The organism is Pseudomonas sp. S10E 269 (assembly GCF_002798465.1).
Lineage (GTDB): Bacteria > Pseudomonadota > Gammaproteobacteria > Pseudomonadales > Pseudomonadaceae > Aquipseudomonas > Aquipseudomonas pergaminensis.
In genome coordinates this window covers 2,217,443-2,237,377 of record NZ_PHIJ01000001.1, presented here as the reverse complement: position 1 = coordinate 2,237,377, position 19,935 = coordinate 2,217,443, and the positions used below count along the sequence as shown (strand labels likewise).

Annotated in this window: 19 protein-coding genes; 17 read left to right on the top strand and 2 right to left on the bottom strand. The window is 61.2% G+C overall.

The window, feature by feature from the left end:
• The first annotated feature begins 37 nt into the window (after positions 1-37).
• The 8 genes from prlC (at position 38) to CWC48_RS10280 (ending at position 10,239) form a co-directional block, all read left to right on the top strand.
• On the top strand, positions 38-2,089 hold the full coding sequence (gene prlC, locus CWC48_RS10315) for an oligopeptidase A (protein WP_100491818.1): 2,052 nt from the start codon (positions 38-40) through the stop codon (positions 2,087-2,089).
• Complete coding sequence (locus CWC48_RS10310; RefSeq protein ID WP_100491817.1) at positions 2,086-2,361, top strand: YheV family putative zinc ribbon protein; 276 nt, start codon at positions 2,086-2,088, stop codon at positions 2,359-2,361. Before prlC ends, CWC48_RS10310 begins: the two co-directional genes overlap by 4 nt.
• A gap of 301 nt (positions 2,362-2,662) precedes the next feature.
• Complete coding sequence (locus CWC48_RS10305; RefSeq protein ID WP_100491816.1) at positions 2,663-3,415, top strand: gluconate 2-dehydrogenase subunit 3 family protein; 753 nt, start codon at positions 2,663-2,665, stop codon at positions 3,413-3,415.
• A 2-nt stretch (positions 3,416-3,417) separates the two neighbouring features.
• Complete coding sequence (locus CWC48_RS10300) at positions 3,418-5,202, top strand: GMC family oxidoreductase (protein WP_078046233.1); 1,785 nt, start codon at positions 3,418-3,420, stop codon at positions 5,200-5,202.
• 12 nt (positions 5,203-5,214) lie between these two features.
• Complete coding sequence (locus tag CWC48_RS10295) at positions 5,215-6,513, top strand: cytochrome c (protein ID WP_099493308.1); 1,299 nt, start codon at positions 5,215-5,217, stop codon at positions 6,511-6,513.
• Positions 6,514-6,594: 81 nt separating this feature from the next.
• Positions 6,595-7,653 (top strand): PA0069 family radical SAM protein, encoded by a 1,059-nt coding sequence (locus CWC48_RS10290; RefSeq protein WP_100491815.1) that lies wholly within the window; start codon positions 6,595-6,597, stop codon positions 7,651-7,653.
• 227 nt (positions 7,654-7,880) lie between these two features.
• Positions 7,881-8,612 (top strand): carbonic anhydrase, encoded by a 732-nt coding sequence (locus CWC48_RS10285; protein ID WP_078046236.1) that lies wholly within the window; start codon positions 7,881-7,883, stop codon positions 8,610-8,612.
• Between the two features lie 85 nt (positions 8,613-8,697).
• Positions 8,698-10,239, top strand: coding sequence for a SulP family inorganic anion transporter (locus tag CWC48_RS10280; protein ID WP_100491814.1), 1,542 nt, complete (start codon positions 8,698-8,700; stop codon positions 10,237-10,239).
• Positions 10,240-10,344: 105 nt separating this feature from the next.
• Here the strand turns inward: CWC48_RS10280 and CWC48_RS10275 are convergent, their stop codons facing one another.
• Positions 10,345-10,992 (bottom strand): hypothetical protein, encoded by a 648-nt coding sequence (locus CWC48_RS10275; RefSeq protein WP_100491813.1) that lies wholly within the window; start codon positions 10,990-10,992, stop codon positions 10,345-10,347.
• A 367-nt stretch (positions 10,993-11,359) separates the two neighbouring features.
• On the opposite strand from CWC48_RS10275, the gene coxB reads away from it, so the two are divergent.
• From coxB to CWC48_RS10255, 4 genes are all read left to right on the top strand, one after another.
• On the top strand, positions 11,360-12,487 hold the full coding sequence (gene coxB, locus CWC48_RS10270) for a cytochrome c oxidase subunit II (protein ID WP_078046239.1): 1,128 nt from the start codon (positions 11,360-11,362) through the stop codon (positions 12,485-12,487).
• A 58-nt stretch (positions 12,488-12,545) separates the two neighbouring features.
• Positions 12,546-14,132, top strand: coding sequence for a cytochrome c oxidase subunit I (gene ctaD, locus CWC48_RS10265; RefSeq protein WP_078046240.1), 1,587 nt, complete (start codon positions 12,546-12,548; stop codon positions 14,130-14,132).
• A gap of 144 nt (positions 14,133-14,276) precedes the next feature.
• Positions 14,277-14,828 (top strand): cytochrome c oxidase assembly protein, encoded by a 552-nt coding sequence (locus tag CWC48_RS10260; protein ID WP_025999925.1) that lies wholly within the window; start codon positions 14,277-14,279, stop codon positions 14,826-14,828.
• A gap of 35 nt (positions 14,829-14,863) precedes the next feature.
• The gene (locus CWC48_RS10255) at positions 14,864-15,751 is read left to right on the top strand and encodes a cytochrome c oxidase subunit 3 (RefSeq protein WP_100491812.1); all 888 of its coding nucleotides are present in this window, start codon (positions 14,864-14,866) and stop codon (positions 15,749-15,751) included.
• 6 nt (positions 15,752-15,757) lie between these two features.
• Here the strand turns inward: CWC48_RS10255 and CWC48_RS10250 are convergent, their stop codons facing one another.
• On the bottom strand, positions 15,758-15,961 hold the full coding sequence (locus CWC48_RS10250; protein WP_016978774.1) for a twin transmembrane helix small protein: 204 nt from the start codon (positions 15,959-15,961) through the stop codon (positions 15,758-15,760).
• Between the two features lie 28 nt (positions 15,962-15,989).
• Here CWC48_RS10250 and CWC48_RS10245 point away from each other — a divergent pair, with 28 nt between their 5' ends.
• From CWC48_RS10245 to CWC48_RS10225, 5 genes are read left to right on the top strand one after another with little or no spacing between them, the layout of a single operon-like run.
• Positions 15,990-16,754 carry an SURF1 family protein gene (locus CWC48_RS10245; RefSeq protein WP_078046241.1) on the top strand — a complete coding sequence of 255 codons (765 nt, stop codon included), beginning with the start codon at positions 15,990-15,992 and terminating at the stop codon, positions 16,752-16,754.
• Positions 16,720-17,304: a hypothetical protein gene (locus CWC48_RS10240; RefSeq protein WP_078050842.1), complete on the top strand. Its 585-nt coding sequence runs from the start codon at positions 16,720-16,722 to the stop codon at positions 17,302-17,304. Before CWC48_RS10245 ends, CWC48_RS10240 begins: the two co-directional genes overlap by 35 nt.
• 10 nt (positions 17,305-17,314) lie before the next feature.
• Positions 17,315-18,394, top strand: coding sequence for a heme A synthase (locus CWC48_RS10235; RefSeq protein ID WP_099493312.1), 1,080 nt, complete (start codon positions 17,315-17,317; stop codon positions 18,392-18,394).
• Positions 18,382-19,281 carry a heme o synthase gene (gene cyoE / locus CWC48_RS10230; protein ID WP_099493313.1) on the top strand — a complete coding sequence of 300 codons (900 nt, stop codon included), beginning with the start codon at positions 18,382-18,384 and terminating at the stop codon, positions 19,279-19,281. Before CWC48_RS10235 ends, cyoE begins: the two co-directional genes overlap by 13 nt.
• On the top strand, positions 19,278-19,913 hold the full coding sequence (locus tag CWC48_RS10225) for an SCO family protein (RefSeq protein ID WP_100491811.1): 636 nt from the start codon (positions 19,278-19,280) through the stop codon (positions 19,911-19,913). The genes cyoE and CWC48_RS10225 overlap by 4 nt, the downstream gene beginning before the upstream one ends.
• Positions 19,914-19,935: the final 22 nt, after the last annotated feature.

The window sequence follows — 19,935 nt, the reverse complement described above, 5'->3', positions numbered from 1 at the left end:
TTTGTTCTTACATGTTTCTTCAGCCAAGGTGCCAACCGTGAGCGCGAACAACCCTCTTCTGCAGTCCTACGACCTGCCGCCGTTCTCGGCGATCCGTGCCGAGCACGTCCAGCCGGCCATTGAACAGATCCTCGCCGACAACCGCGTTGCCATCGAAGGCATCCTGCACAGCCAGGGTAAAAATCCGACATGGGCCGGCCTGGTCCTGGCCATGGACGAACTGAATGACCGCCTCGGTGCTGCCTGGAGCCCGGTCAGCCACCTCAATGCCGTGTGCAACAGCGCCGAACTGCGCGAAGCCTATGAAGGCTGCCTGCCGGCGTTGAGCGCCTACTCCACCGAGATGGGCCAGAACCGCGCGTTGTTCCAGGCCTTCGAAGCCCTGGCCAACAGCCCGGAAGCCGCCGGTTTCGATGTGGCGCAGAAAACTATCCTGGAACACTCGCTGCGTGACTTCCGCCTGTCCGGCATCGATCTGCCGCCCGAGCAGCAAAAGCGCTACGCCGAAGTGCAGAGCAAACTGTCCGAGTTGGGCAGCAAATTTTCCAACCAGTTGCTGGACGCCACCCAGGCCTGGACCAAACACGTGACTGATGAGGCCACCCTCGCCGGCCTGACCGACTCGGCCAAGGCGCAGATGGCTGCCGCTGCCCAGGCCAAAGGCCTCGACGGCTGGCTGATCACCCTGGAATTCCCGAGCTACTACGCGGTGATGACCTACGCCCAGGATCGTGCCCTGCGTGAAGAGGTCTACGCGGCCTACTGCACCCGAGCGTCTGACCAAGGCCCGAATGCCGGTCAGAACGATAACGGCCCAGTGATGGAACAGATCCTCGACCTGCGTCAGGAGCTGGCCCAGTTGCTCGGTTACGCGTCGTTCTCCGAACTGAGCCTGGCGACCAAGATGGCCGAGTCCAGTGACCAGGTGCTGAGCTTCCTGCGCGACCTGGCCAAGCGCAGCAAGCCGTTTGCCGTCCAGGACCTGCAACAGCTCAAGGCCTACGCCGCCGAACAAGGTTGCGCCGACCTGCAAAGCTGGGACAGCGGTTTCTACGGCGAGAAACTCCGTGAGCAGCGCTACAGCGTCTCCCAGGAAGCCCTGCGCGCCTACTTCCCGATCGACAAAGTGCTGGGCGGCCTGTTCGCCATTGTGCAGCGCCTGTACGGCATCGAGATCGCCGAGCAGAAAGGCTTCGACACCTGGCACCCGGATGTCCGCCTGTTTGAAATCAAGGAAAACGGCCAGCATGTCGGTCGCTTCTTCTTCGACCTCTACGCCCGCGCCAACAAGCGTGGCGGTGCCTGGATGGACGGCGCCCGCGACCGTCGCCGCACGATCGACGGTGTACTGCAAAGCCCGGTGGCCAACCTGGTGTGCAACTTCACCCCGGCTGACAGCGGCAAGCCTGCCCTGCTGACCCACGATGAAGTCACCACGCTGTTCCACGAATTCGGCCACGGCCTGCATCACCTGCTGACCCGCGTTGAACACGCTGGCGTGTCCGGCATCAACGGCGTGGCCTGGGATGCGGTGGAGCTGCCGAGCCAGTTCATGGAGAACTGGTGCTGGGAGCCCGAAGGCCTGGCGCTGATCTCCGGTCACTATGAAACCGGCGAGCCATTGCCACAGGATCTGCTGGAAAAAATGCTCGCGGCGAAGAATTTCCAGTCCGGCCTGATGATGGTGCGCCAGCTGGAATTCTCGCTGTTCGACTTCGAACTGCATGCCACTCACGGTGATGGCCGCAGTGTGGCGCAGGTGCTGGAAGGCGTGCGCGATGAGGTGTCGGTGATGCGTCCGCCGGCCTACAATCGCTTCCCCAACAGCTTTGCTCACATCTTTGCGGGCGGTTACGCCGCGGGTTACTACAGCTACAAGTGGGCTGAAGTGCTGTCGGCAGATGCCTTCTCCAAGTTCGAGGAAGACGGCGTGCTCAATGCCGAAACCGGCCGCGCCTTCCGCGAAGCCATCCTCGCGCGTGGCGGCTCCCAGGCGCCAATGGTGCTGTTCGTCGACTTCCGCGGACGTGCGCCGTCGATTGACGCACTCTTGCGCCACAGCGGCCTGAGTGAGGACGCGGCAGCATGAGTGAAGGGCCTGTGATTACCAAAAAGCAATTTATCGCCGGGGCGGTCTGCCCGGCGTGCAGTGAGCCGGACAAGCTGAAGATGTGGACCGAAGACAACGTGCCACACCGTGAGTGCGTGGCGTGCGGTTACACCGACACCTTGAATGACCAGGGTCTGTCGGTGCCCAAGGAATTGGGCACCCGGGTGAATAACTCGGCGTTGAAAGCCCCTGCGGACCCGAAAGTGCAGGCGGTGCAGTTCTTTCCTAATCCGAAGCTGAAAAAAGACTAGCCAGCGTACGCAGACCTAATGTGGGAGGGGGCTTGCCCCTGATGGTGGTGTATCAGCCAGCCTATTGGCATTGATAAACCACCATCGGGAGCAAGCCTCCTCCCACTTTTTTTGCCCGCATTTATTCGACTTAGGTCGCTGAATCGATTCTCTACATCCTTAGCCTGCTATCATTTGTAACTATTGATTGCCGCTGCGTTCTATCTCCTTGGGTCGGTTGGATCCAATTCGCTGCTGAAAAAAATCAGAAGCCGCTCCCAGAAGCGGCTGATAACCCGTGACCACATGATGAGGTGCCACCATGTCTGATCAAGATCAAGACAACCCCCGGCGTGACTTTTTGCGCAAATCCTTGACCTTGATCCCGGTGGTCACGGTTGCCAGCACCGGCCTTGGCGGTTCGATGCTGATGGCTACGCCCGAGCCGGCCCAGGCGGCGCCCGCCAAGCCTGTGGCGAGCGAAAAGGCCTACGAGCCCACGTACTTCACCGCCGAGGAATGGGCGTTTATCAACGCCGCCGTCGAGCGCTTGATCCCCGCCGATGCCCAAGGCCCGGGTGCCCTGGAAGCGGGTGCGCCGGAATACATCGACCGCCAGATGAATACCCCTTACGCCAGCGGTGCGTTGTGGTTCATGCAGGGCCCGTTCAACGCCGACGCGCCGCCGGAAATGGGCTGGCAGAGCAAACTGGTGCCCAAGGACATCTATCGCCTGGGCATTGCCGCGACGGATGCCTGGTCGAAGGCGTTCAACGGTAAGGCTTTTGCTGCGCAAGACAGCGCTACCCGAGACGATATGTTGCACCGTCTCGAAGCCGGCGGCAGTGAGGTGACCGCGCATTTTGACGCGGTGCCGCCGAAGATTTTCTTCAACCTGTTACTGCAAAACACCAAGGAAGGGTTCTTCTGCGACCCGATCCACGGCGGCAATAAAGGCATGGTCGGCTGGACCATGATCGGTTTCCCCGGCGCCCGCGCCGATTTCATGGACTGGGTGGAACGCAACGAGCAGTACCCCTTCCCGGCCGTTTCAATCCGCGGCGAGAGGGCATAAGCGTGGCGACCATCATGAAGAAAGTGGATGCAGTGATCGTAGGCTTCGGCTGGACCGGCGCGATTATGGCCAAGGAACTGACGGAAGCGGGCCTCAACGTGGTTGCGCTGGAGCGCGGCCCGATGCAGGACACATACCCGGACGGCAACTATCCCCAGGTCATCGACGAACTGACCTACAGCGTGCGTAAGAAGCTCTTTCAGGACATCTCCAAGGAGACGGTGACCATTCGTCATAGCGTGAATGATGTTGCCCTGCCTAACCGTCAGTTGGGTGCGTTCTTGCCGGGCAACGGCGTGGGCGGCGCGGGCCTGCACTGGTCGGGGGTGCATTTCCGTGTCGATCCAATTGAACTGCGTATGCGCAGCCACTACGAGGAACGCTACGGGAAAAACTTCATCCCCAAGGACATGACCATCCAGGACTTCGGCGTGAGCTATGAAGAGCTGGAGCCGTTTTTCGACTATGCGGAAAAAGTCTTCGGTACGTCCGGCCAAGCCTGGACCGTGAAGGGCCAGTTGGTCGGCGAAGGCCGTGGCGGCAACCCTTATGCACCGGATCGCTCCAACCCGTTCCCATTGGAAGCGCAGAAGAACACCGTCTCCGCACAGCTGTTTCAGAAAGCGGCGGCCAGCGTCGGGTATAAGCCTTACAACCTGCCGTCAGCCAATACCTCGGGGCCCTACACCAACCCTTATGGTGCGCAGATGGGCCCGTGCAATTTCTGCGGCTTCTGCAGTGGCTACGTGTGCTACATGTATTCCAAAGCCTCGCCGAACGTGAATATCCTGCCGGCGTTGCGCCAGGTGCCGAACTTTGAGCTGCGGCCCAATTCCCACGTGCTCAAGGTCAACCTCGACAGCACCAAGCGCAAAGCCACCGGCGTGACCTACATCGACGCCCAGGGCCGCGAATGCGAGCAACCGGCGGACTTGGTGATCCTCGGCGCGTTCCAGTTCCATAACGTGCGTTTGATGCTGCTCTCCGGTATCGGCAAGCCGTACGACCCGATTACCAATGAAGGCGTGGTGGGCAGGAACTTCGCCTACCAGAACATGGCGACCATCAAGGCGTTCTTCGACAAGGACACCCACACCAACAACTTCATCGGTGCGGGCGGCAATGGCGTGGCCATCGATGACTTCAACGCCGACAACTTCGACCATGGGCCCCACGGCTTTGTGGGCGGTTCGCCGATGTGGGTGAACCAGGCTGGCAGCCGACCTATTGCCGGCACCTCGAACCCGCCGGGTACTCCGGCGTGGGGCAGCGCCTGGAAGCGCGCCACCGCCGATTACTACACCCACCAAGTGTCGATGGATGCCCATGGCGCCCATCAATCCTACCGGGGCAACTACCTGGATCTGGACCCGGTTTACCGCGATGCCTATGGCCTACCGTTGCTGCGCATGACGTTCGACTGGCAGGAAAACGACATCAAGATGAACCGCTTCATGGTCGAGAAAATGGGCAAGGTCGCCGAGGCGATGAACCCCAAGGCGATTGCGGTGTTGGGCAAAAAGGTCGGTGAGCACTTCAATACAGCGTCCTACCAGACCACCCACCTCAACGGCGGCGCGATCATGGGCACCGACCCGAAAACCAGCGCGCTGAACCGTTATCTGCAGTGCTGGGATGTGCACAATGTGTTTGTCCCAGGCGCATCCGCTTTCCCACAAGGCTTGGGCTACAACCCTACCGGCCTGGTGGCGGCGCTGACCTACTGGTCGGCCCGGGCAATCCGCGAGCAGTACCTGAAAAACCCCGGCCCACTGGTTCAGGCATAAGGAGCGATGACCATGAAAGCACTTGTTATCGCCACCTTCGCCCTTTTCAGCAGTTGCTCAGTGAGCGCCGCCGAAACCGACGTGATCAAGCAAGGCGAATACCTGGCACGCGCCGGTGACTGCGTGGCCTGCCACACTGCCAAGGGTGGCAAGCCCTTCGCCGGTGGCCTGCCAATGGAAACCCCCATTGGCGTGATCTATTCCACCAACATCACTCCGGACAAGACCGGCCTGGGCGACTACAGCTTCGAAGACTTCGACAAGGCCGTGCGCCATGGCGTCGCCAAGAGCGGTAGTACCCTTTACCCAGCGATGCCCTACCCGTCATATGCTCGCGTCAGCGACAGCGACATGAAGGCGTTGTACACGTACTTCATGAAGGGCGTTGAGCCCGTTGCCCAGGAGAACAAGGACAGCGATATTCCGTGGCCCTTGAGCATGCGTTGGCCGCTGGCGGCGTGGCGCTGGATGTTCGCGCCGGCTGTCGAGGAGCACCCGGCGCAAGCCACTGCCGACCCGGTGATCAGCCGCGGTGCCTATTTGGTGGAAGGCCTCGGCCACTGCGGCGCGTGCCATACGCCACGGGCGTTGACCATGCAGGAAAAAGCCCTGAGCGCCACTGATGGCAACGCTTTCCTGTCCGGCAGTGCGCCGCTGGAAGGCTGGATCGCCAAGAGCCTGCGCGGTGACCACAAGGACGGCCTGGGCAGTTGGAGCGAGGAGCAACTGGTGCAATTCCTCAAGACCGGTCGCAGTGATCGCAGCGCGGTGTTTGGCGGCATGAGCGATGTTGTCGTCCATAGCATGCAGTACATGTCGGAAAATGACCTGACGGCGATCGCCCGTTACCTCAAGAGCCTGCCGGCGGTGGACCCCAAGGATCAGCCGCACCAGTACGACAAGCAGGCAGCGGATGCCCTGTGGAAAGGCGATGACAGTCAGCGTGGCGCCTCGGTGTACATCGACAACTGCGCCGCCTGCCACCGTACCGATGGCCATGGTTATACACGTGTGTTCCCGGCGTTGGCGGGCAACCCGGTGCTGCAGACGGCGGATGCCACGTCATTGATCAACATCGTGTTGAACGGCGGCACCTTGCCGGCGACCCACGCGGCGCCATCCACCTTCACCATGCCGGCGTTCGCCTGGCGCCTGTCGGATCAGGAAGTCGCCGATGTGGTCAGTTTCATTCGTGGCAGTTGGGGCAACAAGGGCGCGCCAGTCAACGCCAGCGAAGTGGCGGACCTGCGCAAGAACGATATGCGCACTACCTCCGGCGATGACTTGGGGCAGGTAACACAAAAGCACTGATCCTTCCCTGGCCGCCAAACGGCACTGGTCAGAAACCTTGCGCCTCGATACTGTATATAAAAACAGTATTGAGGCGCTTTCATGTTTACTCCGCTGCCACCCCGAGGCCGGGGCACGGCCACCAACCTGCATAACCGCTTTTCGCCCACGGTCAGCGTGGTCGAGGATGACGGCTGGTTCCAGGAAGTGCCGCCGACCCAGGGCACCGAAGTGCGCATAGAGACGGCCAAGACCATCATCACCCGCAACAACTCGCCGGACTTGCCCTTTGATCGCTCGATCAACCCCTACCGTGGCTGCGAGCATGGCTGTATCTACTGCTATGCACGGCCCAGCCATGCCTATTGGGACATGTCGCCGGGGTTGGATTTCGAGACCCGGTTGATCGCCAAGACCAATGCCGCCGATGTGCTGGAACAGCAACTGTCGAAGCCGGGCTACGTGTGTGCGCCGATCAACCTGGGCTCCAATACCGACCCGTACCAGCCGATCGAGCGCGAGTACAAGATCACCCGGCGAACCCTGGAAGTCCTGCTGCGCTATCGCCACCCGGTAACGATCATCACAAAAGGATCGCTGATTTTGCGCGATCTGGACCTGCTCACCGAACTGGCCCGCCAGCGACTGGTGGCCGTGATGATCAGCCTTACCAGCCTGGACGACGAACTCAAGCGCATCCTGGAGCCACGTACGGCGGCGCCCAAGGCGCGGTTGCGGGCGATCCGGGTGATGCGCGACGCGGGGATCCCGGTGGGTGTGCTGTGTTCGCCGATGATTCCGATGATCAACGACAGTGAGCTGGAAAGCCTGTTGACCGAAGCCCACGCGGCGGGTGCGCAAAGTGCGGCGTACATGATGCTGCGCCTGCCCCTGGAGGTGGCCCCATTGTTCGAGGAGTGGCTGGCGGCCCATTACCCGCAACGCGCGGCCCATGTCATGAGCCTGGTGCGCCAGGTGCGCGGTGGTGAGGTGTATGACAGCCGCTTTGGTGTGCGCATGCGTGGTGAAGGCCCGTTTGCCGATTTGCTCGCCCAGCGCTTCAGCAAGGCGATCAAACGCCTGGGGCTCAACCGGCGAGAAGGCTTCAACCTGGATTGCAGCGCCTTTTGTCCACCCGGCAGACAGATGGCTTTGTTGTAGACTGAACGGGCGGAATGCCCTGGTCTTGTAGGGATAGTCGCGTTTTGACATCACTGAAACCCGCGTCCTAGAGCGGTTCATTCAGTTTGAGTTAAGTTTCGACGGTTACCTTGTTCAGCGAGTGACTGATGAGTCGGCACTCTGGCCCCTGGCGTTTTACAACTTTTCCACTGGCCAAGCGTCGAACTGACCTGAAAACTCCCCTGCATTAATCAAGAGGATGAATCATGAGTGACAAGGATAAACAGCCGTTGGCTGCGTCGGCTTCTGCCTCTCCAGTGGCGGAAACCGCCGATGCAGCGCTAAAGCATATCGTTGACGGCTTTTTGCATTTCCATCACGACGTCTTCCCGCAGCAGGAAGAACTCTTCAAGAAACTCGCCACGGCCCAGAGCCCACGGGCGATGTTCATTACCTGCGCCGACTCGCGCATCGTGCCTGAGCTGATCACCCAAAGCTCCCCGGGCGATCTGTTCGTGACGCGTAACGTCGGTAACGTCGTACCGCCTTATGGGCAGATGAACGGCGGTGTTTCCACGGCCATCGAGTACGCCGTCCTTGCCCTGGGCGTGCAGCACATCATCGTTTGCGGGCACTCCGATTGCGGCGCTATGCGTGCGGTCCTCAACCCCGCCAGCCTGGAGAAGATGCCAACCGTCAGGGCCTGGCTGCGACACGCTGAGGTGGCCAAGTCCATGGTCGAAGACAACTGCGATTGTGCCAATGAAGGCGAGAGCATGAAGGTGCTGACCGAAGAAAACGTCATCGCCCAACTGCAGCATTTGCGTACCCACCCTTCCGTGGCTTCGCGCATGGCCAATGGTCAGCTGTATATCCATGGCTGGATCTACAACATCGAGACCAGCGAAATCCGCGCCTACGATGCCGATCAGTCGGCGTTCCGACCGTTGGGCGGCGACGGGCCGATCCCTTGCGCGACGCCTAAAGCGCGCTTCTAACACACTTCCCTGCCGGGTAAAGCGGTGGCTGCCATGGACGCAGCCAGGCTTTACCGCGCCCGGCGAATGCCTCGGGAGAGTCATCATGCGTGCTGCTCAATTGAAAGCTGTATTGCCACGGGAGCTGCTCGCTTCCGTGGTTGTGTTTCTGGTTGCCCTGCCCTTGTGCATGGGCATCGCGATTGCCTCTGGCATGCCGCCCGCCAAGGGCCTGATCACCGGGATCATCGGCGGCCTTGTGGTGGGTTGGCTGGCGGGCTCGCCGTTGCAGGTCAGTGGTCCGGCGGCCGGTTTGGCTGTGTTGGTATTCGAACTGGTGCGCCAGCACGGCATGCTGATGCTCGGGCCGATCCTGTTGCTGGCGGGCTTTCTGCAGCTGGTAGCCGGGCGTCTGCGCCTGGGCTGCTGGTTTCGCGTCACGGCCCCGGCGGTGGTGTACGGCATGCTGGCAGGGATTGGCGTGCTGATTGTGCTATCCCAGATTCACGTGATGCTCGACGGCGCGCCCAAGCCCTCGGGGCTGGACAACCTGGCAGGCTTCCCGGCGGCGTTGGCGGAGGCGATCCCGACCCTGGGCGGTGGCCTGGGCTGGCAGGCGGGATTGCTCGGGTTGTCGACGATGCTGGTGATGTACGTCTGGGATAAATTCCGCCCACAGACGCTGCGCTTTGTACCCGGCGCCTTGTTGGGTGTGGGCCTGACCACCGTGGTCAGCCTGATGCTGGCGTTGCAGGTCAAGCGCGTGGAAGTCCCGGAAAATCTTGCCGATGCCATCGATTGGCTGCGCCCCAGCGATCTGTTGAATCTTGCAGATCCTCAACTGTTGATTGCCGCGTTTGCGGTGGCGTTTATCGCGAGTGCCGAAACCCTGCTCTCCGCCGCGGCGGTGGATCGCATGCACAGCGGTCAGCGTTCTGATTTCGACAAGGAATTGTCTGCTCAAGGTATAGGCAACATGCTCTGCGGCCTGGTGGGTGCCTTGCCGATGACCGGCGTGATCGTGCGCAGCTCGGCCAACGTACAGGCCGGTGCTACCACGCGCCTGTCGGCGATGTTCCATGGCCTGTGGCTGCTGGCGTTCGTGCTGTTGCTGTCGAGTGTGCTGCAGAGCATCCCGGTGGCGAGCCTGGCGGGCGTGCTGGTGTACACCGGTATCAAGCTGGTGGACGTCAAGGCATTCAAGGCATTGGGACGCTATGGGCGGATGCCGATGTTCACCTATGCGGCCACGGCGCTGGCGATCATCTTTACCGACCTGCTGACCGGCGTGCTGGTGGGCTTCGGCTTGACCTTGGTCAAGCTGGCGTTCAAGGCTTCGCGGCTCAAGGTCAGCCTGATCGACTTGCCCCAGGAGGGCGAGATGGAGCTGCGCCTGACCGGTGCGGCGACCTTTCTGAAAGTGCCGGCGTTGACCCAGGTGCTGTCCACGGTACCGGCGGGCAGCACTGTGCATGTGCCGCTCAATAACCTGAGTTACATCGACCATTCCTGCCTGGAGCTGCTCGAGGAATGGGGGCGGGCCAATGCGGCCAAGGGCTCGAAGCTGGTGATCGAGGCGCGCGGGTTGAAGCGCCGGTTGGAAGGTCGGGTGCGGACGACGACGGGGATAGGCTCAGCACCAGCCTGAAGCGCAGATAACCCCTGTAGGAGCCGGCGTGCCGGCGATGAAGCCCGCAAGATCAGTTAGGTTCAAGGGCCTCATCGCTGGCAAGCCAGTGCCTACAACGGGGGATCAGGCAGGCTGGTCCAGCGCCAACTCAACCCCCAGCTGTCGCGACAGGCACGGCCAGCGCTTCCACGCGGCTTCCGTGTCCGGGCTCTTGAGCTGTTCGCGATAGGTCTCGACCGACTCCAGCGCAAAGCTGTCTTCGTTGAGCATTTCATCCACCGCGTGATGCACCGCTTCATCCAGTTGATTGGCGAAGTTTTCGCCGATCAGCTGGTGGGCGATGACATTGGCCACGGTGGTGTCGGCCGGAATCAACGGCTGGCCAAAATGCTTGATGTACAGGTCGTTGACCTCTTCGACCAGGCGATGAGCCAGGTAGGCCTCATCCAGCAGGCCGTCGAGCCCTTCGTGGCCGGCGAGGATGGCAGGCGGTTGCAGGAAGAAGTGCTCGGCAATTTTCAGCACCGGCTTGATCTGGCTTTCGATACCCGCCTCGCGGGCCACATCGTTGGCGGCGTCCAGCAAGTCCGGGACCAGGTCGATGTAGGCGGTGACAAAGCGAGTCATGACAATGTTGCGATCACCGTCAGCCAGGGAGATGGCCGAATGCAGGTGCGGCAATTGTTTTTCCAGTTGCTGGGCAAGCTGGCCCGTGCTGGCTTCGTGTTGATGGGCACGGGAAATCTGCTCGCGCAATGCGGCGGTGTTCATGAAAGCTCCAGTGATGCAGGCGTAGGAAAAGGGAGAGGATAAGGTAGCTCGTTTATACGAGAGCTTAAGACGCATTTGTCATAATTATTTCATGGTTATGCGCCTGCGTTATATCCAATTGCCATCGTTCGTCGGATAAACGATTCCGCACCCGGTTTTATTAGCCCCGACCGGTCATTTTTGCTCATTTGCCCCTACACATTGCGGGGTTGCAGAGCCTGTCTATACTCGGATTTGTACGCGATTAGCTGATGACGCCAGACTGCATAAGCAGGCAAGGCTAAGCGGTTGTAAGCAGTATGGAAGCCGCTCCCTTCGACGCAGGTGCAAACCGGCGGGATAACAAGAACGATAAGGGGAACCCGCAATGATGCGACATCCACACGTTTGGATGGGCCTCCTGTTGTGGTCAGTATTCGGCCAGGCACATGCCGCCTGGACAACGAATATGGCGCCAGGGGCGACAGAAGTCAGTCACGCTGTGTTCGACCTGCACATGACCATATTCTGGATCTGTGTGGTGATCGGCATCATCGTGTTTGGCGCGATGTTCTGGTCGATGATCGTTCATCGCCGGTCCACGGGCCAGGTCGCGGCCAAGTTCCACGAAAGCACTACCGTGGAGATCCTCTGGACCGTCGTGCCCTTGCTGATCCTGGTCGCCATGGCCATTCCGGCGACCAAGACCCTGATCAATATCTACGACAGCAGTGAATCGGATATCGATATCCAGGTCACCGGTTACCAGTGGAAGTGGCACTACAAATACCTGGGCCAGGACGTGGAGTTCTTCAGCAACCTGGCCACGCCCGCCGAGCAGATCCACAACCAGGCCACCAAGGGCGAACACTACCTGCTGGAAGTCGACCAGCCACTGGTGTTGCCGGTGGGCGCCAAGGTGCGCTTTTTGGTGACGGCTGCCGACGTGATCCATTCCTGGTGGGTGCCGGCGTTTGCGGTCAAGCGCGACGCCATCCCCGGCTTCGTCAACGAGGCCTGGACCCGTATCGAGAAGCCTGGCATCTACCGTGGCCAGTGCGCCGAACTGTGCGGCAAGGACCACGGGTTCATGCCCATCGTGGTCGAGGTCAAGTCCAAGGCCGACTACGACACTTGGCTCGGCGAGCGTAAGGAAGAGGCCGCCAAGCTCAAGGAACTGACCTCCAAAGAGTGGACGCTGGAAGAGCTGGTGGCCCGTGGCGACAAGGTCTACCACACCACCTGCGTGGCCTGTCACCAGGCCGAGGGCCAGGGCTTGCCGCCAATGTTCCCGGCGCTCAAGGGTTCGAAAATCGCGACAGGGCCAAAAGAAGGCCACCTGAGTCTCGTCTACCACGGCAAGCCGGGCACCGCGATGGCGGCCTTTGGCAAGCAGCTTTCGGAAGTGGATATCGCCGCCGTGGTGACCTACGAGCGCAATGCGTGGGGCAACAACAAAGGCGACATGGTCACGCCTAAAGACGTGCTGGCCATCAAGCAGGCGGAAAGCAAATGACCTACCTCAAGGCGTTTACCTCGACCCGCCCCGCCCACTCGCTTGCAGGAGAACGGCCATGAGCGCTGTGATCGATGACCATGGTCACGCCGACCATGCCCACGGCCCCGCCAAGGGGTTGATGCGCTGGGTGCTGACCACCAACCACAAAGACATCGGCACCCTGTACTTGTGGTTCGCCTTCACCATGTTTTTGCTCGGCGGCTCGTTCGCCATGGTGATCCGCGCCGAGCTGTTCCAACCCGGCCTGCAGATTGTCGAGCCGGCGTTCTTCAACCAGATGACCACCATGCACGGCCTGATCATGGTGTTCGGCGCGGTGATGCCGGCGTTCGTCGGCCTGGCCAACTGGATGATCCCGCTGATGATCGGTGCGCCGGACATGGCCCTGCCGCGCATGAATAACTTCAGCTTCTGGCTGCTGCCGGCGGCGTTCCTGCTGCTGGTCTCGACCCTGTTCACCCCCGGCGGCGGGCCGAATTTCGGCTGGACCTTCTACGCCCCGCTCTCTACCACCTATGCGCCGGAAAGCGTGACGTTCTTCATCTTCGCCATCCACCTCATGGGTATCAGTTCGATCATGGGCGCGATCAACGTGGTCGCGACCATCCTCAACCTGCGCGCACCCGGCATGACGTTGATGAAAATGCCGTTGTTTGTCTGGACCTGGCTGATCACCGCGTTCCTGCTGATCGCGGTAATGCCGGTGCTGGCCGGTTGCGTGACCATGATGCTGATGGACATCCACTTCGGCACCAGCTTCTTCAGTGCGGCTGGCGGTGGTGACCCGGTGCTGTTCCAGCACGTGTTCTGGTTCTTCGGCCATCCCGAGGTGTACATCATGATCCTGCCGGCCTTCGGCGCCGTCAGCTCAATCATCCCGACCTTCTCGCGCAAGCCGCTGTTCGGCTACACCTCGATGGTCTACGCCACGGCGAGCATCGCGTTCCTGTCGTTCATCGTGTGGGCGCACCACATGTTCGTGGTGGGCATTCCGTTGGTGGGCGAGTTGTTCTTCATGTACGCCACCCTGCTGATCGCCGTGCCGACGGGGGTGAAGGTGTTCAACTGGGTCAGCACCATGTGGCAAGGCTCGCTGACCTTCGAGACGCCGATGCTGTTTGCCGTGGCGTTCGTGATCCTGTTCACCATCGGTGGCTTCTCCGGGCTGATGTTGGCGATTGCGCCGGCGGACTTCCAGTACCACGACACCTACTTCGTGGTAGCGCACTTCCATTACGTACTGGTGCCCGGCGCGATCTTCGGCATCTTCGCCTCGGCCTACTACTGGCTGCCGAAATGGACCGGCCACATGTACGACGAAACCCTGGGCAAGCTGCACTTTTGGCTGTCTTTCGTGGGCATGAACATGGCGTTCTTCCCAATGCACTTCGTCGGGCTGGCGGGCATGCCGCGGCGGGTGCCGGACTACAACCTGCAGTTCGCCGACTTCAACATGGTGTCGTCGATTGGTGCGTTCATGTTTGGCGCAACGCAGATCTTCTTCCTGTTCATCGTGATCAAGTGCATCCGTGGCGGCCCGCCGGCGCCGGCCAAGCCGTGGGATGGCGCCGAAGGGCTGGAGTGGAGCATTCCTTCGCCTGCGCCGTACCACACGTTCACGACGCCGCCGGAGGTGAAATGAACACCTTGGTGCAGGCCGACACGGTCTCCTGTGGGAGCTGGCTTGCCTGCGATGAGGGTGTGGCAGTGGGTAGATTCGGTGCTTGGCACACCGCTATCGCAGGCAAGCCAGCTCCCACAGAAAATCAAAAGCGGGGTGGTCGCCATGGCTGAGTCCGTGCCTATCAAGCGCCTGGTTACTCGGCTGCTCATCCTGGTGGTGGCGATGTTCGCCTTCGGCTTTGCCCTGGTGCCGATCTACGACGTGATGTGCAAAGCGTTCGGTATCAATGGCAAGACGGCCGGGCAGTACGAGGGTGAACAGGTTGTCGACGCTTCACGCCAGGTGCGGGTGCAGTTCCTGTCCACCAACGCCATCGACATGGTCTGGGATTTCTACGCCAAGGCTGACGAAGTGGTGGTCAACCCGGGCGCGGTGACGGAGATGTTGTTCGTGGCCCACAACCCCACCGACAAACCCATGACCGCCCAGGCCGTACCGAGTATTTCCCCGGCCGAAGCGGCGATGTACTTCCACAAGACCGAGTGCTTTTGCTTTACCCAGCAAGTGCTGCAACCGGGCCAGCGCATCGAGATGCCGGTGCGTTTCATTGTCGACCGCGACATGCCCAAGGATGTGAAGCATCTGACCCTGGCGTACACGCTGTTTGATATTACTGCGCGCCAACCGCCGGTGGCTGCCCACAGCGGCGGCTAGCTACTGTTTGCCCCCTCAATCAGGAGAGCGAATACATGTCGTCTCATGATACGTACTACGTACCAGCGCAAAGCAAATGGCCAATAATTGCCACGTTTGGCCTGTTGATCACGGTGTACGGGCTGGGCCTGTGGTTCAACGACCTCAAGGCCGCGCGGGCGGAATCCCACGGTCCGTGGATCTTTTTCGTCGGCGGGCTGTTATTGGCCTACATGCTGTTCGGCTGGTTCGGCGCGGTGATCAAGGAAAGCCGCGCCGGTTTGTACAGTTCGCAGATGGATCGCTCTTTCCGCTGGGGCATGACCTGGTTCATCTTTTCCGAAGTGATGTTCTTTATCGCCTTCTTCGGTGCGCTGTTTTATGTGCGGCACATGTCGGCGCCCTGGCTGGCGGGTGAAGGCTCAAAGGGCATTGCGCACATGCTGTGGCCGAACTTTGAGTTTGCCTGGCCGTTGCTGAACAACCCCGACCCGAAAATGTACCCGGCACCGGGAGGCACCATCAGCCCGTGGGGCCTGCCGCTGGTGAACACCATTCTGCTGGTGAGTTCCAGCGTGACCATCACCATCGCCCACCACGCGCTGCGCAAAGGGCATCGCGGCGCGCTGAAACTCTGGTTGGCGATCACCGTGCTGCTCGGCCTGGCGTTCCTGGGGTTTCAGGCCGAGGAATACATCCACGCTTATAAAGAGCTGGGCCTGACATTGGGCTCGGGGGTGTATGGCGCGACGTTCTTCATGCTCACCGGTTTCCACGGTGCCCACGTCACCATCGGCACGATCATTCTGTTCGTGATGTTGATGCGCATCCTCAAGGGGCACTTCAATGCCGAGCACCAGTTCGGTTTCGAGGCGGCCAGTTGGTATTGGCACTTTGTGGATGTGGTGTGGATCGGGCTGTTTTTCTTCGTCTATGTGCTGTGAGAAGCCTTACCACGGTGCGTGAGACACCAGCTGGCCGCTGAAAAAGCCCCAGGCGATCAGCGCCACGGTGATCACGGCCAGTACGACACGCACGGTCAAGGCAGTGACGAGGCGATTGGAGTTGCCCTCGTCCTTGACCAGAAAGAACAAGCCACTGAACAGGCTCACAACGGTCGCGATCAGCATCAGGGCAATAGCGGCTTTGAGCATGGTCTGGCTCCAACGGGATGGGCGGGCAATGAAAACAAGTATAGCCAGCGCCATAAAATGCTTTCGGCCAGGAATCGCACCGACATTGGTGGTGTTGGTGCTGCTGCCGTTGATGGTCGGCCTGGGGTTCTGGCAGTTGTCTCGCGGCCATGAAAAACAGCTGCTGGTGGACAGCTACGCCGAGCGGCGCGGGGCAGATCCGATTAGCAGCGCGCAACTTAGCGACATGGCGGACCCGGCCTTCCGCCGCGTTCGTCTGCGCGGCCAGTTCGACGCCGAACACAGTGTATTCCTCGACAACCGCATGCGCGACGGCAAGGCCGGCGTTGAGCTGCTGCAACCTTTCCATGACCAGGCCAGCGGCCTGTGGCTGTTGCTCAATCGCGGTTGGCTGCCCTGGCCGGACCGGCGCACGCCACCCGTTTTCAGCACGCCTGAGCAACCCTTGAACCTGGATGCCTGGGTGTATGTCGCCCCCGGCGAAACCTTCCAGTTGCACGCCGACCCGGCGGGTGCGCAATGGCCGCGCTTGCTGACAGCGCTGCACCCTGCCGCGTTGTGGGCAGAGCTGGGGCGCAGCGGCTTTGCCTACGAGCTGCGGGCCGAAGCCGGCCCTGGCACCTACGAAACCACTTGGCCGATCGTGGCCATGGGGCCGGAAAAACACTTGGCGTATGCCGTGCAGTGGTTCGCCATGTCGCTGGCCCTGCTGGCGCTTTATCTCTATCTCGGATGGCACAACAAAAAGGAGAAGCCCCATGGGAGCGGCCATGAATCCACTCAACATGTCTGAGGTGCCTGACCGGCGCAAAGGCCGTTGGCAACTGATTCTGATCCTGATGATGGTGATCGGCCCGATGGCGCTGGCCACCTTCATGTACAAGCTGCAGTTCTGGGTGCCGGAAAGCCGCAGCTACCACGGTGAGATGATCGGCAACGGCCAGACCCGCGCCGACATTGGCGTGCAGGCCGATGAGCAACGTTGGCAACTGCTGGTGACCGCGCCCGCCGCCTGTGCTGCCGATTGCCAGCAACTTGTGTACCTCGCGCGGCAATTGCAGATCGGCCTGGGGCGCGATGCCTCCCGCGCCAGCCATGCCTTGGCCAGTGCGCAGCCGCTGGGCAGCGACTATGACGCCAAGCTCAAGGTCGAATACCCGCAACTGCAACGCTTCCCGCTGGACCTGTCGACCTTCAGCAAAAACGCCGGAGCACCGGGCGATGCACAGCTTTGGATCGTCGACCCCCACGGCAACCTGGTGCTGCGCTACGACGCCAAGGTCAAGGGCAAGGACTTGCTCAACGACCTGCGCCACCTGCTGAAGCTGTCCAACATCGGATAAGGGCATCGTCATGGCCAAACCTGGATTTCGCCTCGCGTTGTTTGCCACCTTGCTGGCGTTGATCGTCGTGCTGCTTGGCGCCTATACGCGCCTGACCCACGCCGGCCTCGGCTGCCCGGACTGGCCCGGCTGCTACGGCTTTATCAGTGTGCCCAAGACCGAAGCCCAGTTGGCCCATGCCGAGCTGCACTTCCCCGATACGCCGGTGGAGGCGGATAAAGGTTGGGCGGAAATGACGCATCGCTACTTCGCCGGCACCTTGGGCTTGCTGATCGTGCTGCTGGCCGCGCGTTCGTGGAGCCATCGGCGCGATCCTGGCCAGCCGGTGAAGTTGCCGCTGTTCGTGCTGGCGGTAGTGTTCGCCCAGGCGGCGTTTGGCATGTGGACGGTAACGCTGAAGCTGTGGCCGCAGGTGGTCACGGGACATTTATTGGGCGGTTTTGCAACCTTGAGCCTGCTGTTCCTGCTGACACTGCGGCTATCCGGCGTATTACCCGCGTTGATCGTGCCCAAGCGCCTGCAGTATTGGGCGACGGCGGGACTGGTGCTGGTGATCGGGCAGATTGCGTTGGGTGGCTGGGTCAGTTCGAACTATGCGGCGGTGGCCTGTATCGATTTGCCGACCTGCCATGGCGAGTGGTGGCCGGCAGCGGATTTCGCCAATGGTTTTCATCTCACCCAGCACATCGGGCCCAACTACCTGGGCGGGCAACTGGACAGCGAGGCACGCACCGCCATCCACCTGACCCACCGCATCGGCGCCGTCATCGTCAGCCTGGTGTTGCTCGGCCTGGCCTGGCAATTGCGCGCGGTGGGCATGACGCGTTTGGCGGGCTTATTGCTGGTCGCCCTGGCCGCGCAAATCTGCCTGGGCCTGAGCAATGTGGCTTTCGGGCTGCCGCTGGCGGTGGCTGTAGGCCATAACGCCGGGGGCGCCGCGTTGTTGCTCAGTCTGGTGCTGGTCAATTACCACGCCCGCACCAGCCTGGTCCGGGTGCGCAACCAACTGCCGTTCGGCTGGCGTTTTATCCCGCGCAAACAGGTATCGGGCCTCATTACCCTTAAAGGAGAGATGCCATGGCGACCTTGATCGGCGCACACCACCGCCAGGCGATCTGGCGTGACTACCTGGAGCTGACCAAGCCGAAGGTGGTGGTGCTGATGCTCATCACCTCGCTGGTTGGCATGTTCCTGGCGACTCGCGCCGGCGTGCCGTGGACAGTGCTGGTGTTTGGCAACCTGGGGATTGCCCTGTGTGCGGGCGGCGCGGCGGCGGTCAACCATGTGGTGGATCGGCGCATCGACGCGGTGATGGCGCGCACCCACAAGCGGCCATTGGCCGAGGGGCGGGTGTCGCCGCTGGCGGCGTTGGCGTTTGCACTGTTTCTGGCTGTTGCAGGAATGGCGCTGTTGCTGGCGTTCACCAACCCGCTGGCGGCGTGGCTGACGCTGGCTTCGCTGCTCGGTTATGCGGTGATCTACACCGGCTTTCTCAAGCGTGCGACGCCACAGAATATCGTTATCGGAGGCTTGGCCGGCGCGGCGCCGCCACTGTTGGGTTGGGTCGCCGTCACCGGGCATGTCAGCGCCGAACCCCTGCTGCTGGTGCTGATCATCTTCGCCTGGACGCCGCCGCACTTCTGGGCCCTGGCCATCCATCGCAAGGAGGAATACGCCAAGGCCGATATTCCGATGCTGCCGGTCACCCATGGCGAGCACTACACCAAGGTGCATATCCTGCTCTACACCTTCGCCCTGCTGGCAGTGAGCTTGATGCCCTATGTGATCCATATGAGCGGCGTGCTGTACCTTGCCTGTGCACTGGTATTGGGCGGACGCTTTCTGCAATGGGCCTGGGTGTTGTACCGTGGCGGTCGGCCGCACGCGGCGATCAACACCTTCAAGTACTCTATCTGGTACTTGCTGCTGCTGTTTATCGCCCTGCTCGTAGACCACTACTTACTGTTGAACCTATGACTCGAACTCAAAAAACTGTCTTCATCCTGGTGGCCCTGGTGGCATTGATCATGGGCCTGACCGTCAACAAAGTGCTCTCGGGCAAGGGCCAGGGCGACCCCACTGCCTTGATCGACGCCGGCATCATCCTGCTGCCGCAAAGCCGCCAGCTGCCGCCAGTGAGCATGACCAACCAGGAAGGCAAGCCGGTGGTGGTCAATGAGTTGAAAGGCAAGTGGAGCCTGCTGTTTTTCGGCTACACCTTCTGCCCGGACATCTGCCCGACTACCCTCGCCCAACTGCGCCAGATCAAGAGCGAGCTGCCCAAGGACGCGGTGGATAAGCTGCAGGTGATCCTGGTCAGCGTCGACCCGAACCGCGATACGCCGACCCAGCTCAAGCAGTACCTGGGCTACTTCGACCCGCAGTTCCAGGGTCTGACCGGCGCGAACGTGGAGGATGTGCAGAAGGTTTCGAATGCCGTCAGCATTCCGTTCATACCGGCCGACACCAGCAAACCGAACTACACCGTTGACCACAGCGGTAACCTGGCGCTGATCGGTCCGGACGGGACGCAGCGTGGGTTTATTCGTGCGCCGTTGAATAACCAGAAGCTCGTAGCGCAACTGCCGGTGCTGTTGCAGCGTAAATAAGCCGGACGCCAGCCCGGCCAGC

Bases quoted from the DNA above. Each gene is read 5' to 3' on its own strand.
- CWC48_RS10310 (WP_100491817.1), top strand. From the start codon at position 2,086: ATGAGTGAAGGGCCTGTGATTACCAAAAAGCAATTTATCGCCGGGGCG.
- CWC48_RS10305 (WP_100491816.1), top strand. From the start codon at position 2,663: ATGTCTGATCAAGATCAAGACAACCCCCGGCGTGACTTTTTGCGCAAA.
- CWC48_RS10295 (WP_099493308.1), top strand. From the start codon at position 5,215: ATGAAAGCACTTGTTATCGCCACCTTCGCCCTTTTCAGCAGTTGCTCA.
- CWC48_RS10290 (WP_100491815.1), top strand. From the start codon at position 6,595: ATGTTTACTCCGCTGCCACCCCGAGGCCGGGGCACGGCCACCAACCTG.
- CWC48_RS10285 (WP_078046236.1), top strand. From the start codon at position 7,881: ATGAGTGACAAGGATAAACAGCCGTTGGCTGCGTCGGCTTCTGCCTCT.
- CWC48_RS10280 (WP_100491814.1), top strand. From the start codon at position 8,698: ATGCGTGCTGCTCAATTGAAAGCTGTATTGCCACGGGAGCTGCTCGCT.
- CWC48_RS10275 (WP_100491813.1), bottom strand. From the start codon at position 10,992: ATGAACACCGCCGCATTGCGCGAGCAGATTTCCCGTGCCCATCAACAC.
- coxB (WP_078046239.1), top strand. From the start codon at position 11,360: ATGATGCGACATCCACACGTTTGGATGGGCCTCCTGTTGTGGTCAGTA.
- ctaD (WP_078046240.1), top strand. From the start codon at position 12,546: ATGAGCGCTGTGATCGATGACCATGGTCACGCCGACCATGCCCACGGC.
- CWC48_RS10260 (WP_025999925.1), top strand. From the start codon at position 14,277: ATGGCTGAGTCCGTGCCTATCAAGCGCCTGGTTACTCGGCTGCTCATC.
- CWC48_RS10255 (WP_100491812.1), top strand. From the start codon at position 14,864: ATGTCGTCTCATGATACGTACTACGTACCAGCGCAAAGCAAATGGCCA.
- CWC48_RS10250 (WP_016978774.1), bottom strand. From the start codon at position 15,961: ATGCTCAAAGCCGCTATTGCCCTGATGCTGATCGCGACCGTTGTGAGC.
- CWC48_RS10245 (WP_078046241.1), top strand. From the start codon at position 15,990: ATGAAAACAAGTATAGCCAGCGCCATAAAATGCTTTCGGCCAGGAATC.
- CWC48_RS10240 (WP_078050842.1), top strand. From the start codon at position 16,720: ATGGGAGCGGCCATGAATCCACTCAACATGTCTGAGGTGCCTGACCGG.
- CWC48_RS10235 (WP_099493312.1), top strand. From the start codon at position 17,315: ATGGCCAAACCTGGATTTCGCCTCGCGTTGTTTGCCACCTTGCTGGCG.
- cyoE (WP_099493313.1), top strand. From the start codon at position 18,382: ATGGCGACCTTGATCGGCGCACACCACCGCCAGGCGATCTGGCGTGAC.
- CWC48_RS10225 (WP_100491811.1), top strand. From the start codon at position 19,278: ATGACTCGAACTCAAAAAACTGTCTTCATCCTGGTGGCCCTGGTGGCA.